Source organism: Halapricum desulfuricans (assembly GCF_017094465.1).
GTDB lineage: Archaea > Halobacteriota > Halobacteria > Halobacteriales > Haloarculaceae > Halapricum.
On the sequence record NZ_CP064791.1, the window covers coordinates 982,218 to 998,054 of the forward strand.

The window sequence follows — 15,837 nt, forward strand, 5'->3', positions numbered from 1 at the left end:
GCCCGATATCGGCAGGCCCGGCTGGTCGAATCGTCGCTCGACGAGCCCTCCTCAGTTCGCACGGCACACGAGCCGTGACGGTTAATCGCCGGCGCCGACGTTTTCCTCGCTCTCGAACGACGGCGGTTCGGGTCCGATGTTCGCGTACCGGACGGCGTCCGCACCCAGCGTCGCCACGCGCGACTCCAGGTCGCTATCGACGAACTCGCCGTCCTCGATCGCGCTACTGGCTCGCGGAACGGCCGCCTGATGGGGGATCACCCAGCAGTCCAGCGCCCGACAGACCGACCGCAGGTGATCCAGCGCGGTGATCGGGAACGACCCGCCGGCGACCGCGAGCAGCCCCACGGTCTTTTTCTCAAACTCGTCGAACCCACAGTAGTCCAGCGCGTTCTTCAGCGGCGCGGCGTAGGAGCCGTGATAGACGGGCGTCCCCAGCAGAATCGAGTCCGCCTCGCGGATCCGCCGTTTGAGTTCGGGCGCGTCGCCGGCCTCTCGGGCGTCCGCGTCGAAGACCGGGAGTTCGAGTTCGCGAAGGTCGATCAGATCCGTACTCGCGCCGGCCGCCCCGGCTTCCTGTAGCGCGCGCTTCAGTGCGAGCCGCGTATAGCTGTCCTCGCGGAGGCTCCCCGCGACTGCGGCGACGTGTGGATCGGTCATAGGCACCTCCTACTCGCACCGTCACAAAGAAGCCCCCGATGACGGCGAAACACGCTGTCCGGGGGACCACGCTTCCGCGCAGACGCTCGCCCTCCGGTGGTGGCGAACTCACCGAGGGGGCAACCCGCCACTATCAAGTCGGTGGCGAGTGCCAACCTCGGTATGGACCTGGGCATCATCGTCGAGACGAACGATCCGGAAAAGGTCTGGAACGGCTTCCGGCTCGCGAACACGGCGATAGAAGACGGTCACTCGGTCGAGACGTTTCTCCTCGGTGACGGTGTCGAGGCGCCCGATCTCGAACACCCGAAGTTGAACCCGCACGGCGCGATACGCAAGTACACACTCAACGACGGCGAACTGTTAGCCTGTGGTACCTGTATGGACTCGCGCGATCTCGAAGCCGACGAGCTGCGTCCGCGTGGCTCTATAAAAGGGAACAGCGCGAGTACCCCGACCCACCGTGGTCGGGGGGTGAAGCGCGTCACCCCGTGCAGTAATCCAAACAATTAATACGACAGAGTGACTACGTAATAGTAACGGTCAGAAAACAATCTCTAAAGGCAGAATTGAAGACCTCAATTCCGCGCTGGCCGTGTCACGGACCTGGAAATGCGACTCCTCTCAAAACCCCGCCGCTATGGTGGGTGAGACGGGAGTTGTCGGGTCGTGGTGGAGCGACCGACCTCCACGGACACACCTCGTGTGTTCGGGTATTAATCCGGAGCCGACCCCTTCACTGGGGAAGGTCGGAGGGAATTAAATTCGCCTGCTGGTGCAGTGCGGTCCTAAACGGCGAAGCCCCGCGCCACTGTGCGCGGGGTACTTCACGAGCGACTGTCTGGCCGTCGTCGAGAACGCCGACAAAGTGATCACGATCGGGTAACGATCCCCGCAATCGCGCAAGCCCGGATTATCGCTGCGCATACGACAGAATTTTCAATGCGCACTGTGTATCCTCGATGATGGTCACAAAGAGCGCGCTCGCCCAGCAGTTGGGCGTCGTTGCCGGGTTCGACGATCCGCGGGCCCCACTCGAACAGTACCGGACGCCCCCGGAAGTCGCTGCGAGTCTGATCCATACGGCGGATCTGCAGGGTGACATCGAGGGACGGACGGTGGTCGATCTCGGTTGCGGGACGGGCATGCTCGCGCTGGCGGCCGCGTTGCGCGGGCCGCGGCGGGTCGTCGGGGTAGACCTCGACGCGGCCCCGCTGGCGACGGCCCGGGACAACGAACGCCGCGTCGGAACGACCAGTGCCGTCGACTGGGTCCGCGCAGACGCCACGAAGCTACCGCTGTCGGTCGAGAACGCGACGGTCGTGATGAACCCGCCCTTTGGCGCCCAGGACGGCAACGAACACGCCGACCGCGCGTTTCTGGAGACGGCAAGCGAGATTGCGACCGTTTCCTACTCGATCCACAACGAGGGCAGCCAGTCGTTTGTCGAGTCGTTCGCGGCGGACAACGGCGGGGACGTCACCCACGCGTTCGCGGTCGAACTCGATATTCCACACCAGTTCGACTTTCACGAGTCCGGGACCGAGGTGATCGACGCCGAGGCGTTCCGGATCGAGTGGGGTCAGTAGCGAGACATCAGTCTCTCCGGGTCGGCGGCACGTTCTTCTGTGCGACCCGGACGCGTGTGCCGTCGTAGTTCGCGTAGAGATCTCTGCCGTCGCGCTCGAACCTGATCGCACCGACAGTCGTGTTCGATCCCGTTTCCGGCAGGGCCCCGACGCCGATTGTTTCGTTGTGCTGTCGAATGGCGACCTCGAAGTCAGTGTCGGCCGGCTGTAGCGTTATCGTTCGGTTCGCGATCGTCGCGTCGGCCCGTGCCGGCCCGGACGTGAACGCCACTCGCGACGGTTCGTCCGGCGGGTGAAGCTGGACGCGATAGGTCCGGTTACCACCGACGACAGACCATCCGGTGCGCGAGACGCCGACGGTCTCGCGCCAGCCGACGCCCCCGACCGTGACCTCCGTGTACCCGGTGGACGCGAGCCGCGATTTCGAGGTCGCGAGTTGCCAGACGTTGCGGCGCTCGCTGTAAACGATCACGCCGCTCGAATCGACTGAGGTCACCTGCTCGAGGCCCGGAATGTCGACCATCGCGTAGAGCTGGTTGGTCACGTTTTCCGAGTAGCCGACCTGGTAGTCACGAACTTCGACAGGATCGTTCGGGAGCTCAGTCGATTCGACGGTCTGGAGGTGGACGACGACGCCGGCGAGCGCGAGCGTGAGGACGGTCATCACGAGCACGCCGGCTGCCGCCTGGCCGCGTGACGGGAGTTCCTCGCGCAGTCGCTCTGGGGCCCGTGACGGCCACGGGATCGAGGGACGAGACGACCGGCGCGCCGTCGCAACGATTGCCGCCCCGAGCAGGAAGACGAAGGCGATACCGATTCCTCGAAAGAGGGCGTACCGGCCGTTCCCGAGCGGCAGATACGCCAGCCACAGCTGTTGTATAACTCCGAACAGCACGGCCGCAAACCAGACGCGTGGTGCGGAGGGTCGATCCCCGCGCCGATACCACAGCGCGATCCCCAGCAACACACCGAGCAGGAACCCGAGGAGATGCCCGGTCACGGCGATGTCCGCGAACCAGACGCCGTAATATCCGATGCCGGGCGAATGTGTCGTCACCGGACTCGTGAAGGCAGTATAGAGCGTCCCGAGCATGTCAGACAGCAGCAGCCCGACGACGGCCGTCAGCGGGCGGACGACCAGCGCGAACCCGGCCAGCGCGTAGACGACCCCCGAAAAGCCGATGATCGGCCCCGGGACGAACGCCGAGGTCGCGACTCCGACGAGTCCCATCGCGCCGGCGAACAGCAAGGGTCGAACGTAGGGACTCCGTCGGGACAGATACTCGATCTGTGTGCCCCTGCCCGGCCGGAAGTGGCTGTAGCCGTACTCGGCGATCGATCCGAACACGAGCAGCGAGATGACGTTCCCGCGGAGGTGTGCGAGGTTCGCGTGACTAAACGGCGCGGCGAGAACGCCCAGAGGATACTCGTAGGACCAGGCAGTGAACGCGTACGTGACCGGTTGCCGCGGATCGAAGGGGTTACCGCTGTAGGCGCCCTGGACGAACAGGAACATCCCAAGCAGGAATACCGCGGTCAGGACGGTCCCCCAGGGAGCGCCCAGCAATAGCCGGGATCGGAGCCGACGCATCCACTCACCGCCGGGGTCGGCCAGCCGATAACAGACCAGCCCGGACCCGACGGCGACAGCGACGACGAGCAGTTGCATCGGCCACGGCGGTGCCTCGATAATCGTGTCGATCCCAGCCTGCACGGGCACCGGCGCAGTCAGCCAGCCGGACATACCAGAGAAGTGTGTGTCCGGCCTGCTTATATTCCCGTGTATTAGATGACGGTCCGCAGGCCGATCTCAGAACAGTCCGATGCCGACGGCGTACGGCCACTCGACGCTACCGAGCGCCAGAAACGCCAGCGCACCGCCAAGCAGCGTGGCGTTTTTCAGGAAACTCGTCATCTCGCTCTGTCGCTGCTCCTCGGGGACGGCCCAGAAGTCGTGCATCGTCGGCGTCGCGACGAGCAGGAACACGGCGATCGCACCCGCTGCGACGACCGGGAACGCGCCGATCGCGATCGCGACTCCGCCGGCGATCAACTGGACGCCAGTCGCCGGGACCAGAAACTCCGCGGCAGGGATGCCCTTGGCTTTGCTGTAGCCGATCATCCCCTCCGCATCGAGCAGGTGGTTGAGCCCGGTAAACGCCAGCACGAGCCCGAACAGGGCACGAGCGAGCAGGAACACCTCGCCGGAACCGGCCGATTCGAACGCCATCAGGCGACACCTCCGGAGAGGGACTGTGCTTCGTTCGATACGACTCGCGGCAGATTCGAGATAGCGACTATCACGACAGTACCTAGTTCGTATCCGAACCCATTTATCGCTTCGCGGACATAGATGTCACCGGATAACCCCGATGTCATCGGAACTCACTACCACGGACGAGCAGTCGGGACCGTGTCCGGTCGTCGAAACGATCGAGCAGATCGGCTCGGAGTGGCGGCTCGTCGTGTTACACGAGCTACAGAGCGGCGAGCGACGGTTCAACGAACTCAAACGGGCGACCGACGCCAGCGCGCGGACGCTCTCGCGCGTTCTCGACGACCTCCAGGAGCAGGGGTTCGTCACGCGGCGGCTCGAAGAGGACGCACCGGTCGCGACCTACTACGAGTTGACGGAGAAGGGCAAGTCACTGTGTCCCGTTTTCGATGCGATCGACTCGTGGGGACAGGAGTGGCTGGAGAGCTGATACTCCCGCCGTAATCGCGTCTTTCGGCACGCACGGCAACGCAGGTTTTTCAACGCTCGGGTTCGTGAACTCGCGTGATGGGAGTACGGCCACCTGCGGACGACGACCTGAGCGAGCCGGAATCGGTCGAGTTCGGGATCGCTGCACTCGACGGGACGCTGTCGGAGGCGGACCTGTCGTTTCCGACCGACCGCGGGACCGTCATCGAAAAACTGGGCGACCAGTCGGTTCCATACGACGCCGCGGGCCGCACGGTCCAGCTCGCGGAGGTACTTTCGGAACTCGACCGCGACCGGTTCGAATCGAAGCAGGACCTGCTCGATGCCCTCTACCCCGCCTTCGAGGAGCGCAGGAGTTCACCGCGCGGGCTACTCAGTCAGTTGCGGTCGCTGGTCCCGTTCTGATCCGAGTCGTCTTCGCTTGCGATCCGCTCGATGAAGTGGAGCTGTTCGCGGTGTAGCGTCACGATCATATCCGAGAGCACGCCGAAGATCAGCAGTTGTACGCCGAATATGATCGCCAGCGTCGCCAGTACCGCGATCACCTCGTGAGAGACGTTCCGCGTGAACCATTCTACGGCAACGTACACGCCCAGTCCGATACCGGCCAACATGGACAGTCCGCCGATGCTCCCGAAGTAAAACAGCGGGTTGTTCGTCTTCGCCATGCGATACAGCGTGAGCAGGATCACCGCCCCGTCCCGGAAGGGGCTGAGATTCGTATCCGCACCTTCCGGCCGTCGCTGGTAGGTTATCGGAACGACCTCGGTCGGCACGTTGTGTTTCACGCACTCGACGGCCATCTCGGTCTCGATTCCGAACCCGTCGGCCGTCAGGGCGAATCGCCGCGCCGACTCGGTCGTGAACGCACGATACCCGCTGAGAATGTCGGCGAAATCACGGCCGTGAACGGACCGGAATGCGGCGTTGATGAGCCGATTTCCGGCCCTGTTGAGACGGGACATCGCGCCAGCTTCCATGTCGGCGAAGCGGTTCCCGATGACGTGTTCGGCCTCACCGTCGACCAGGGGGTCGAGCATCACCGGGGCGTCTTCCGGGCGATACGTCGCGTCCCCGTCGACCAGCAGGACGTACGGCTGGTCGATCAGCGAGATGGCTTCCCGGACCGCCTGTCCCTTTCCGGAGCCGCTCTGGCGGCGCACTTCGACGCCGTGCTCGCGGGCGATATCCCGGGTGCCGTCGGTCGAGCCGCCGTCGATCACCAGTATGTGCTCGAAGCCCTGCTCGCGGAACCCGGTGAGGACGTCGCCGATGGCTGCCGCTTCGTTGTAGGTCGGCACCAGCACGCAGACGTCGCTCCAGTCGCCCATTACCCGACAGTCCGCACAGGCGCGCAAAAAGTGTGTGGTCTCGGAGACCGACAGAGTTGCCCCACCAGATCACTCTGCACGCGGGAAGTTGTCGATCGTCTCGCTCTCGAAGCCGTCCGCGTCGAACTCGTAGTCCCGATCGAGGAACTCGACGATCTGGCGCGTGTCCTCCTTGGCGTTCTGGAGGCAGGTCGAGGCGCCCGGCGAGGGCGTGATGTTGAAGATGATCCCGTGGCCGTGGATCTTGGCCTCGCCCATGTCCAGGGATTTCGTGCTGGTGTCGACGATCTGCGGACGGACGCCACCGTAGCCTTTCGCACGCTCGATGTCGTCGGCCTCGACTGTCGGGACGACCTTCTGGACGTGCGGCAAGAATGCTTCCTTGCCGATCTGCGGGACGTCGTACAGGAGGTTCTTGAGCACGAACGGGAACAACACCCGATCCGCGAGGATGTTCGTGTAGCTCGCAAACGCCGCCGGACTGAACCCGAACACGTCGAGGAAGTCCGGAACCGTCGAGAGCCGCCCCCGCTCCAGCGCCGGCACGAACTTCGCGGTCGGGCCGAACCTGGTGATCCCTTCGTCGTGCACGTCGGCGTCGCCGTGGACCGCCGCGAACGGCAGACGCTTCATCTGGAGAGTGTACACCTTGCCGTTCAGCAGCCCGTCCTCGGAGAGGAAGAAACTCCCCGCCACTGGGAGCAGCGCCATATCGTCGCCGTAGCCCATCTCCTTGGCGATCTGCAGGCTGTGGGAACCGGCTGCGACGACCGTCGCGTCGGATTCGAACGTTCCGCTGTCGGTCTCGACGGTGAATCCTTCCATCGTCTCGTCGATGTTGGTGACCTTCGTCCCCGTGTAGACGTCGACGCCGCCTTCTACGCGGGCCTGCTCGACGAACGATTTCGATATCTCGCCGTAGTCGACGGTGTAACCGTCTGGCGTGTGCAGTGCGAGCAGATCGGTGTCGGGATCCCGGCCCTCGACGACCTTCGGTTCGAGTTCAGCGATCCGCTCGCGACCGATCGCCTCCAGTTTCGGATACAGGTCGCCGAACCCTTCCTCCTCGTGTCGGTGCCTGAGCGTCTCGACTTCCTCGTCGCCGACCGCGAGCACCATCTTCGAGCGCTTGCTGTGCATCTCCCGGTCGGAATCGTGGTTTTCGAGATAGCCCGCGACCATCTCGGCCCCGCGTTTGACCGATTCGGCCTTCTCCAGGGTGTAGTTCGTCTCGATGTCCCCAAAGTGCAGCGTCTGGGAGTTGTTCGTGACGTGGGAGTTGATCGCCGCGATCTCGTCCTCTTTCTCGATCAGCGCGACCCGCTCTACGTCCGTGAACTTCGAAATAGTGTACAGCAGCGACGCGCCGCTGATGCCCCCGCCGACGACGATGATATCGTATTCTTGGTCCATGGTATCATCCGATGTGACTCGGTAAGCGTTCTTCGTTACTACAGGCGGGCCGAGCACACTAAACCGCTACTATCTATCGGGTACGTTAGAATTACCGGGGCTAATTCGATCGACTACTGTCGGTCGCGCTGCAGTCGCTGTCGCCGGCGCTCGAACTCCTCGTCGGAGAGTTCCCCACGGGCGTACCGTTCGCGGAGTGCGGCGAGCGCACCGTCCGTGCTGGAGGGAGGTTCGGTGTTGGGTGAGTTGTTCGGTCGGGTGTAGCCGCCGACCAGCGCGACGATCGCCCCAATGACCACGATCCACAGCAGCGGTCCGAGCCCGAACCAGCCGACGCCACCGACGCCACCGCCCATCGCGCCGGCGCCGTGTTGCGCGGCGGCGGGCATCGTCAGCGCCACGAGTACTGCGAGCGCAGCGACGGCAGTTCCGATCGAGCGACCGGTTCGCGAGCGGAGCGACGCGTCAGTCAATGGCATCCCCCCGGACCGCCACTGTATCGCCACGCTGAATCACTCGTTCCCTCTGTCCGTGTTCCGTCGGACGGGTACGGACTGCTCTCGTACCCGTCTCCCGGGTAGTAGGTGCCGTTCACGGCGGAGGGATACGTACTGTTTGCGTAACCCCCGTGATGGTACGCGGTACCGTTTGCGTACCGAGCGGGTGCGGACCCGTTCACGTACGCGCCACCGTGATAGTGCGACGCGTTCGCGGGCCGTTCGTCGCCTGCTCCGTACGCCCACCCGTGATGTGGGCCGTGGTGGGGTCCGTACTGGCCGCCGTATCGCGTCTCGTTCGTAGCGGCTGGGCCGTAGGAACCGCCACCGTGCGGGCCGTAATGGCCGCCACCGTGTGGCCCGGCGTACGGACCGACATCGTCCGGGGCGTCCCCACCCCAGACGTTCGTGTCCATCCAGTCTGTCCAATTATTATCGTTCGTCCCGTGCGCGCTGACGGCCGGGATGAGCAGTGCAACACCGATCAGTGCGACCACCAGGAGTAGCCAGCGGTCGGTTCGGTCTGTCATCGTGTGATCGCCTCACCCCTTTCTATGGGGGGTACTGGGTTATCCCCGTGGGTCTAAACGAACCTCTCAAATCGTCCGAGAACGTTTATGCAACGGTTAGAGAGTTTTTGAGGAACAAGATCGTTCGTGGCGACGGTTGCAGACACTCTCAGTTCCCGAGGCGCTCCTCGAGGTCGTCGTCCGGATAGACCCGGTAGGTTCGGCCCTGTTTCTCCCGGTAGAGCAGGCCACGCTTTTCGAGCTCCGAGACCGTCTGGCTCACCTTGCTCTTCGAGAAGTCCGAGCGGTCCCGCAGTGCGATCTGTGTGAGCCCCGGCGACTCGACGACCGGTTCGAGGATCCGGCGCTCGTCGTCCGGCAACAAGTCCAGGACCTGGCGGACCGACTGTCCGTCCCCGTCGGTCGTCGCCGACGCGTCCTCGTCGGGTCCAGCCTCATCCGGCTGATCCACGCTCGTGTGGTGTGCTGTCTCGCCCGCTTCGCTCTTCGCGTCGGATGCGTCCACCGTCCCTTCAGCCGTGCTCGCGGGAGCGCTCTCGGCCGCCGTCGTTCCGTTGGTGCCGGCGGTCGGTTGTCCGGCCACGTCCGTCCGCATCCCGTTGGCAGCCGGAGGGGACGTATCTGTCCGTTCGGCGGCCTCACCCCGCATAATCGCGTAGAAGCCGATCAATAGCGCGACCGCGAGTAGTGTCCCGACAGCATATACAATCGGATCCGTGCCGCCCATCGTGGACGACCCGTCCATCATCGAGCCCATCATCTCGTGACTTGTTTGCCGTTGCTGGATCGCCTGCCAGGTGAGTACACCGCCGCCGAGCAGCAGTGTCGCGACTGCGGCCGCGACGACTCTGTCCGACGTCTGTCGGTCCATAGGCGTAGCTACACGACTGGGACTTCTAACGCTGTCGCTGTCGTCTCGGCGAAAACGGCAGTGATAGCCGGAATCAGGAGACTGGAGCGGTCGCGATCGGTGACGCCGTTACTCCGCGTCGCCGGTCTCGATCGGAGCGCGGATCGTGTTGCCCCATTCCGTCCAGGAGCCGTCGTAGTTCTCGACGTCTTCGAAGCCGAGCAGTTCGTGGAGCACGTACCACTCGATTGAGGACCGTTCGCCGACTCGGCAGTAGGTGATGACCGACTGATCCTCCTCGATGCCGACCTCCTCGTACAGCGCACGGAGTTCGTCGGCGTCTTTGAACGTGCCGTCGTCGTTCAGGACTGACGTCGTCGGGACGTTCTGTGCGCCGGGAATGTGGCCGCCACGCTGGGCGGTCTCCTGAAGGCCCTCGGGGGCGATGACCTCACCGGTGAACTCCGCAGGCGAGCGGACGTCGACTAGCGGGACACCGGAATCGATCGCCTGCTCGACATCTGACTTGTACGCGCGGATGTTCTCGAACGGTCCCCGTGCGGTGTACTCCTGGGGCGTGAACTCCGGGACCTCCGTCGTCAGCGGGTAGTCGTTTTCGACCCAGTAGGGCTTCCCGCCGTCGACGACCCGCACGTCCTCGTGGCCGAAGTATTTGTACTGCCAGTAGCCGAACAGTGCGAACCAGTTCGGGACGCGTCCGCCACCGTAGAGGACGACCGTCGAGTCCTCGGTGATCCCCGCGTCCCCGTTCAGCTGTTCGAAGGACTCCTTGTCGAGGATGTCACGAGAGACCGGGTCGCTGAGGTCTTCTTCCCAGTGGAAGAACGTCGCCCCCGGGATGTGGCCGTCCTCGTAGGGCGTGTACTCCGAGTCCGCAGTGACCGTCGGGTTGTTGATCTCGACGAGTCGATACTCCGGATCGTCCGCCTGGAACTGTTCGAGGTGATCTTCGACCCAGTCCGCCGTCACGAGCGTGTCCGCACCGTGTTTTGCCATACACGACGTTGTATGTACCCCTCCTCCATAAACATATCAGTAGTGTGTAAATTTGCCGTCGTTCGTGACGGCAATATCCTGGAAATGCGGGCCGTTCGGATCGAACAGGGGTGTTTTCCGATAGCTCGCTCGCTCACTCCTGTCTCCAGTTGTGGTAAAAAACGCCGAGACCGACAGCTATGAGCGTTCGAAGCGGCTGACGTAGCACCTCTCCTCGAAACGTCGATATCGCTAGTTCCCGCGATCACACGGGACGTGTGCGCTTTCGCTGTGCCACGATCGGGGGCGGCGGCAGCGGGCCCGTGTTATTCGCTGTCTGGTTCGTCTTCGTCGACGTCTTCGAAGTCGGCGTCGACGTACTCCTCGCCCTGGCCGCCTGCACCAGCGCCAGGACCGGCTGCGCCGCCCGGACCAGCGCCCGCGGCACCGCCGGGACCGGCACCCGCAGCACCGCCCGGACCCGCACCGCCGGCGGCCTGCTGGGCCTGCTCCTGGTACATCTGCTTGCCGATCTCCTGGAGTTCCTCGGTTAGCGCCTCGGTGACTTCCTCGTAGTCGTCTTTCTCGGCGTCCTCGTCTTCCAGCACTTCCTCGACGTCCTCGATCTTGGCCTCGATGGACTCCCGAAGGTCGTCGTCGACGTTCTCCTCGTTCTCCTCGAGCAGCGTCTCGGCGCGTCGGACCGCGGCCTCGGCCTCGTTGCGGGCCTCGATGCGCTGACGGCGCTGCTCGTCCTCTTCGGCGTGTTTCTCGGCTTCTTCCTGCATCTCTTCGATCTGCTCGTCGCTCAGGCCGGCACCGCCCTCGATGGTGATCTCCTCGGAGTTGCCCGAACCCTGATCCTCCGCGGAGACGTTGACGATCCCGTTCTCGTCGATGGAGAAAGTCACCTCGATCTGGGGCGTGCCTGCCGGGGCGGGCGGGATGCCCGTCAGCGCGAACTCCCCGAGCAGTTCGTTCTCCTCGGCGATCTCGCGCTCGCCCTGGAAGACGCGGATCTGGACCTGCGTCTGGTTGGCCGCGGCGGTCGTGAAGATCTTCGACTCCTCGGTCGGAATCGTCGTGTTCTTCTCGATGAGTCGCTCGAACAGCCCACCCTTCACTTCGACACCGAGCGAGAGCGGCGTCACGTCGAGCAGGACGATGTCGTCGACGTCACCCGAGAGCACACCGCCCTGGATGGCCGCACCCAGTGCGACCGCTTCGTCGGGATTGACGTTCTTCTTGGGCTCCTGGCCGGTCAGGCCCTCGACTTTCTCCTGGACCTGTGGCATCCGCGTCGAGCCACCGACTAGCAGGACCTCGTCGATGTCACCTTTGTCGTAGCCGGCGTCCTCCAGGGCCTGCTCGGTCGGCTCGACCGTCCGCTCGATCAGGTCCTCGGTCAGGCTCTCGAACTTCGCTCGCGTGATCGACTTCTCGAGGTGGACCGGCCCGTCGTCGGTCGCCGTAATAAAGGGCAGGTTGATCTCGGCTTCCTTTCGGGAAGAGAGCTCGATCTTGGCTTCCTCGGCGGCGTCTTTCAGCCGCTGAAGGGCCTGCCGATCGTCGGTCAGGTCGATGCCGTGTTCGTTCTCGAACTCCTCGGCGAGCCAGTCGATGATGGCCTGGTCCCAGTCGTCGCCACCGAGGTCGTTGTCGCCGTTGGTCGCGACGACCTCGTAGACGCCGCCACCCAGATCGAGAATCGAGACGTCGAAGGTCCCGCCACCGAGGTCGTAGACGAGCACCGTCTGATCGGACTCGTCGTCTAGCCCGTAGGCCATCGACGCGGCGGTCGGCTCGTTGACGATGCGCTCGACCTCGAAACCGGCGATCTCGCCGGCGTCTTTGGTCGCCTGGCGCTGGCGGTCGTTGAAGTACGCCGGGACCGTGATGACGGCCTTCTCGATCTCGTCGCCGAGATACTCCTCGGCGTCGTGTTTGATCTTCTGGAGGATCATCGCCGAGACCTGCTCGGGCGTGTACTCCTCACCCTCGATATCGACGGTGTAGTCGTCCTCGCCCATGTGGCGCTTGATCGACTGGATCGTCTCTTCGGGATTCTTGACGGCCTGGTTCTTCGCGGGCTTGCCCACCAGCCGCTCGCCGTCGTCGAACGCGACGACCGACGGTGTCGTTCGCTCGCCTTCGCTGTTGACGATGATCTCCGGGTCGGCCCCTTCCATCACCGCGAACGCCGAGTTGGTCGTCCCCAGGTCGATGCCGAGGATCTTGTTGCTTGCCATGTTAGCGGTATGTATCCGTCAGACTCGGTTAAAAGTTGCTAGACGCGCCGAGACCGAGTTGCCCTCGACCGGCCGAGAACGGCAGTCTGAGCGGATCTCTGCCAGCCTTTCCGGAGCTTATAAACCAACCGCTTTCAGAGAGGTCATCGCGTGCCACGGATGCGTTGCGTCGCACTGACCGTCACTCTGAGGTGAACGGCCCCCGATTGTCGCGACGTGACCTTCAGCATCTGTGTCCGCGAGCGCTACCGCGACGAGGACGGCGACGAACAGACTCGCTTCGGTGTGGCCGTCACGACCCGCCTCCCCGGCGTGGGAACGCTGTGTCCGTTCGCCAGCGAGAACGGCGCAGTCGCTACCCAGAGCCTGGTCAACGTCGAACTCGGGCGGAAGGGGATCGAGTATCTCGACGACGGACTGGCCGTCGAGGACGCCCTGGAGGCGCTGCTCAGCGCCGACGAGGGACGCGACCAGCGACAGCTCCACGGTGTCGGCACCGGCGGGGAGTTCGCCTTCTCCGGTCCGGAGTGCAAACCCTGGTACGGCCAGCGGATCGGTGACAACTACACCGTCGCGGGGAACCTCCTGACCGGCGAATCGGTCATCGAGGCCGTGGCCGAAACCTATGAAGCGAACGCCGCCGGCGACGAAAGCGACGCCGACAGACCGCTCGCGGCCCGCCTGATCGACGCGCTCGAAGCGGGCCACGCCGAAGGGGGTGACAAACGCGAGGAACTCCCCGTTCAGAGCGCCGCGTTGCTCGTCCGCTCGACCGAGGAGCGGGCGATCGAACCCTACTACGACGACCTGCGGGTCGACGCGACCGAGACGCCGATCGCGGATCTCCGGGAGACCTACGAGCACGCAAAGCGCGGCTACGAGATGGCCCTGGAGCGATACGAGAGCGACTACGAGGAAGACGAACTCGATTCGGAGTAGTCGCCGGGATCCAGGCGGCGGACGGCGACGTCCTCGAAGACGGCCGTACTCGTCCGGTTCGGGACCGTCGAACAGACCGCGAGCCCGACCGCGACCTGGCTGTCGAGGTCGATCCGTCGCTGGTCGATGGCGTACCACTGAGCGCCCGGTCCCGCTATCGAGCAGGTCAGTCGATCACCGACGCGATCGATCCGCATCCGGCGTGGCTCTTCCCCGGATAGGTGGCTGCCGCTGGTCAGCCCGTCGGCAGTCTCGCGCCAGAGCAACTCGACGTTCCGCTCGGCGTTCTGACCGACGTAGCCGTGGCTGGCGTCCGCCTGGATCGATTCACGGAGCATGAGTCCGGCCTTGCTGAACGGTCCTGACGCGTCAATGTCTCCGATCGTCGCCTCGATCCGAACCGGGCCCTCGACTGTCGTGTGGACGAACGTGAAGTCGTTCTGATCGTGCCAGATGTCCCGCCCGTCGCCGGTGACTGTCCAGGCGTCCGCACTCTCGTCGTAGCTCGCGGACCCGGGCTGCTCGACGCTGCCGACATCTGTGATGTCAGTCAGCGACAGCGATTCGCCGGCTGCCGGCTCCCACTCCGGTTCGGGAATCGACGGACAGTCGTGGAACTCGAAGCGTGCGCCGCCGCTCTCGCCGTCAGTGACCGAGACCCACCACCCGTTCGAGTCGGCGATCTCCTCGACGATAGCCAGCCCGGTTCCGGTCCTGTCGTTGCCCGTGCTGTATCCGTCTTCGAAGACGCGGTCCCGTTCGTCCGGCGCGATGCCGGGACCGTTGTCGGCGACGTAGAACCCGTCGTTGGTCGTCCCGACGTGGACCGTCAGCGGTTCGGACGGTGTTCGGCCGTGCACGAGCGCGTTCTTGAACAGGTTCTCCAGTAGCGGCCGGAGATCCGATTCGCGAGCGAGGACCAGGGCAGACTCCGGGGTATCGATCTCGAGAGAGACGTTCGGCTCATCGTGAGTGAGGCGGTCCCAGACGGACATCGCGACCGACGCGAGCTCGGTTCGATGGACGGTCGTCTCGACGTCGCCGCCCTCGGCCACGTCCGAGAGGTCGTCGATGAGCTCGTCCATCCGTTCGAGCGCCTCTTCGACCCGCGATAACGCCGACTCGTCACCGGTCTCTTTCGCGAGTTCGAGGTGCCCGTTTGCGACCACGAGCGGGTTCTTCAGGTCGTGTGCGAGATACCGCGCGAGCTGTTCCGTGCGGGATCGCTCCGTCTGGGGCCCGCGTGTTTCCCGCTGCCCGACCGGCGTTCGATAACCGATCACTCCCAGTGGTCGCCCCTCACTGTCAGTCCACGGTATCTGTGCGTGTTCGAACCGTTCGCCGTCGGCTCCGAGTTCGAGGACCTCGTCGACGACCGGCTCGCCCGAGGAGAGTACCCGGCGGTCGATCCGGTCCCACTCGGTCCCGAACGCGTCTTTATCGTCCAGTTCCGTCTCGGTCTCTCCGAGTACGCGTGACGGTGTGGTATCCTCCGATCCCGGGTCGTATTTCAGGTACGTCCCCGCCGAATCCTTCAGAAACGTTGTCCGATCGAGTCCCGAAAGCAGCGAGTCCAGAGCGTCGTGTGCCAGCGAATCCGACAGCCGATCGAGATATCGATCGACCGCCCGCTCGGTCGTGCCGGGGAGGTCGTCCGTCTCCAGGACCAGCGTCACGTAGCCGGATCGACTCGCCGCGATCACATCGGGGTCGAGTTCACCCAGGTGGACGAGCAGTTCCGGCCTCGTGCCCGGGGTGTCGGCCTCGGTCGCGAGTTCCCGCGGATCGATCTCCTCGTCGGGACCGACCCGCGGATCGTCAGCCGAGAGAACCACACAGGCGACGTGGCGCTTCCGGGCACGATCCGGTAGCTCCGCCGGAGCGACCGTCTCGACCCGGGAGTCTACTCCCGGAGCGATCGTCTCCCGCCGTCGCTCTGCCTGCTCACCCGACCCTGTGATCAACACGGTCAGCTCGCCCGCCAGGAACCGTCGAGCGAGATGCACGAGATAGCAATTAGATATATAAGACAATAAAACATGTAGGTGTGTATTCGCCCACGCGACCATCGAAAAATCG

The 15,837-nt window shown here is 64.3% G+C and carries 16 protein-coding genes; 5 read left to right on the plus strand and 11 right to left on the minus strand.

Going from position 1 to position 15,837, the window contains the following annotated elements; all coding sequences use genetic code 11:
- Positions 1 to 81: 81 nt before the first annotated feature.
- Positions 82 to 660, minus strand: coding sequence for an NADPH-dependent FMN reductase (locus HSEST_RS05045; RefSeq protein WP_229122583.1), 579 nt, complete (start codon positions 658 to 660; stop codon positions 82 to 84).
- 162 nt (positions 661 to 822) lie between these two features.
- On the opposite strand from HSEST_RS05045, the gene HSEST_RS05050 reads away from it, so the two are divergent.
- Positions 823 to 1,173, plus strand: a complete 351-nt coding sequence (locus HSEST_RS05050) for a DsrE family protein (RefSeq protein WP_229122585.1) — start codon at positions 823 to 825, stop codon at positions 1,171 to 1,173.
- Between the two features lie 452 nt (positions 1,174 to 1,625).
- The gene (locus tag HSEST_RS05055; protein WP_229122587.1) at positions 1,626 to 2,249 is read left to right on the plus strand and encodes an METTL5 family protein; all 624 of its coding nucleotides are present in this window, start codon (positions 1,626 to 1,628) and stop codon (positions 2,247 to 2,249) included.
- A gap of 7 nt (positions 2,250 to 2,256) precedes the next feature.
- Here the strand turns inward: HSEST_RS05055 and HSEST_RS05060 are convergent, their stop codons facing one another.
- Positions 2,257 to 3,993, minus strand: coding sequence for a rhomboid family intramembrane serine protease (locus HSEST_RS05060; protein ID WP_229122588.1), 1,737 nt, complete (start codon positions 3,991 to 3,993; stop codon positions 2,257 to 2,259).
- 66 nt (positions 3,994 to 4,059) lie between these two features.
- Complete coding sequence (locus tag HSEST_RS05065) at positions 4,060 to 4,479, minus strand: DoxX family protein (protein ID WP_229122590.1); 420 nt, start codon at positions 4,477 to 4,479, stop codon at positions 4,060 to 4,062.
- A gap of 142 nt (positions 4,480 to 4,621) precedes the next feature.
- Between HSEST_RS05065 and HSEST_RS05070 the strand changes: the two genes are divergently transcribed.
- Entirely contained in the window at positions 4,622 to 4,954 is a 333-nt protein-coding gene (locus tag HSEST_RS05070) for a winged helix-turn-helix transcriptional regulator (protein ID WP_229122592.1), read from the plus strand.
- Between the two features lie 77 nt (positions 4,955 to 5,031).
- Positions 5,032 to 5,358: a hypothetical protein gene (locus tag HSEST_RS05075; protein WP_229122594.1), complete on the plus strand. Its 327-nt coding sequence runs from the start codon at positions 5,032 to 5,034 to the stop codon at positions 5,356 to 5,358.
- Here the strand turns inward: HSEST_RS05075 and aglJ are convergent.
- From aglJ to dnaK, 7 genes are all read right to left on the minus strand, one after another.
- Positions 5,331 to 6,284 carry an S-layer glycoprotein N-glycosyltransferase AglJ gene (aglJ, locus tag HSEST_RS05080; protein WP_229122596.1) on the minus strand — a complete coding sequence of 318 codons (954 nt, stop codon included), beginning with the start codon at positions 6,282 to 6,284 and terminating at the stop codon, positions 5,331 to 5,333. The two genes, HSEST_RS05075 and aglJ, sit on opposite strands and share 28 nt — an antisense overlap.
- A gap of 69 nt (positions 6,285 to 6,353) precedes the next feature.
- Positions 6,354 to 7,697, minus strand: coding sequence for an FAD-dependent oxidoreductase (locus HSEST_RS05085; RefSeq protein WP_229122598.1), 1,344 nt, complete (start codon positions 7,695 to 7,697; stop codon positions 6,354 to 6,356).
- A gap of 113 nt (positions 7,698 to 7,810) precedes the next feature.
- Complete coding sequence (locus HSEST_RS05090) at positions 7,811 to 8,176, minus strand: SHOCT domain-containing protein (RefSeq protein ID WP_229122600.1); 366 nt, start codon at positions 8,174 to 8,176, stop codon at positions 7,811 to 7,813.
- A complete protein-coding gene (locus tag HSEST_RS05095; protein WP_229122602.1) occupies positions 8,167 to 8,724 on the minus strand; it encodes a hypothetical protein in 558 nt (185 codons plus the stop codon). The genes HSEST_RS05090 and HSEST_RS05095 overlap by 10 nt, the downstream gene beginning before the upstream one ends.
- Positions 8,725 to 8,872: 148 nt before the next feature.
- Positions 8,873 to 9,595 (minus strand): helix-turn-helix transcriptional regulator, encoded by a 723-nt coding sequence (locus tag HSEST_RS05100; RefSeq protein WP_229122603.1) that lies wholly within the window; start codon positions 9,593 to 9,595, stop codon positions 8,873 to 8,875.
- Between the two features lie 108 nt (positions 9,596 to 9,703).
- The gene (locus tag HSEST_RS05105; RefSeq protein WP_229122610.1) at positions 9,704 to 10,591 is read right to left on the minus strand and encodes a sulfurtransferase; all 888 of its coding nucleotides are present in this window, start codon (positions 10,589 to 10,591) and stop codon (positions 9,704 to 9,706) included.
- A 305-nt stretch (positions 10,592 to 10,896) separates the two neighbouring features.
- A complete protein-coding gene (gene dnaK / locus HSEST_RS05110; protein ID WP_229122611.1) occupies positions 10,897 to 12,819 on the minus strand; it encodes a molecular chaperone DnaK in 1,923 nt (640 codons plus the stop codon).
- A gap of 216 nt (positions 12,820 to 13,035) precedes the next feature.
- On the opposite strand from dnaK, the gene HSEST_RS05115 reads away from it, so the two are divergent.
- Positions 13,036 to 13,758, plus strand: a complete 723-nt coding sequence (locus tag HSEST_RS05115; protein WP_229122612.1) for a DUF1028 domain-containing protein — start codon at positions 13,036 to 13,038, stop codon at positions 13,756 to 13,758.
- Here the strand turns inward: HSEST_RS05115 and HSEST_RS05120 are convergent.
- On the minus strand, positions 13,728 to 15,764 hold the full coding sequence (locus tag HSEST_RS05120; RefSeq protein ID WP_229122613.1) for a sensor histidine kinase: 2,037 nt from the start codon (positions 15,762 to 15,764) through the stop codon (positions 13,728 to 13,730). The two genes, HSEST_RS05115 and HSEST_RS05120, sit on opposite strands and share 31 nt — an antisense overlap.
- Positions 15,765 to 15,837: the final 73 nt, after the last annotated feature.

Coding starts and splice junctions, on each gene's coding strand:
- HSEST_RS05095 (WP_229122602.1), bottom strand. CDS start 8,724: ATGACAGACCGAACCGACCGCTGGCTACTCCTGGTGGTCGCACTGATC.
- HSEST_RS05060 (WP_229122588.1), bottom strand. CDS start 3,993: ATGTCCGGCTGGCTGACTGCGCCGGTGCCCGTGCAGGCTGGGATCGAC.
- HSEST_RS05070 (WP_229122592.1), top strand. CDS start 4,622: ATGTCATCGGAACTCACTACCACGGACGAGCAGTCGGGACCGTGTCCG.
- HSEST_RS05045 (WP_229122583.1), bottom strand. CDS start 660: ATGACCGATCCACACGTCGCCGCAGTCGCGGGGAGCCTCCGCGAGGAC.
- HSEST_RS05105 (WP_229122610.1), bottom strand. CDS start 10,591: ATGGCAAAACACGGTGCGGACACGCTCGTGACGGCGGACTGGGTCGAA.
- HSEST_RS05050 (WP_229122585.1), top strand. CDS start 823: ATGGACCTGGGCATCATCGTCGAGACGAACGATCCGGAAAAGGTCTGG.
- HSEST_RS05090 (WP_229122600.1), bottom strand. CDS start 8,176: ATGCCATTGACTGACGCGTCGCTCCGCTCGCGAACCGGTCGCTCGATC.
- aglJ (WP_229122596.1), bottom strand. CDS start 6,284: ATGGGCGACTGGAGCGACGTCTGCGTGCTGGTGCCGACCTACAACGAA.
- HSEST_RS05075 (WP_229122594.1), top strand. CDS start 5,032: ATGGGAGTACGGCCACCTGCGGACGACGACCTGAGCGAGCCGGAATCG.
- HSEST_RS05065 (WP_229122590.1), bottom strand. CDS start 4,479: ATGGCGTTCGAATCGGCCGGTTCCGGCGAGGTGTTCCTGCTCGCTCGT.
- HSEST_RS05055 (WP_229122587.1), top strand. CDS start 1,626: ATGGTCACAAAGAGCGCGCTCGCCCAGCAGTTGGGCGTCGTTGCCGGG.
- HSEST_RS05100 (WP_229122603.1), bottom strand. CDS start 9,595: ATGGACCGACAGACGTCGGACAGAGTCGTCGCGGCCGCAGTCGCGACA.
- HSEST_RS05085 (WP_229122598.1), bottom strand. CDS start 7,697: ATGGACCAAGAATACGATATCATCGTCGTCGGCGGGGGCATCAGCGGC.
- dnaK (WP_229122611.1), bottom strand. CDS start 12,819: ATGGCAAGCAACAAGATCCTCGGCATCGACCTGGGGACGACCAACTCG.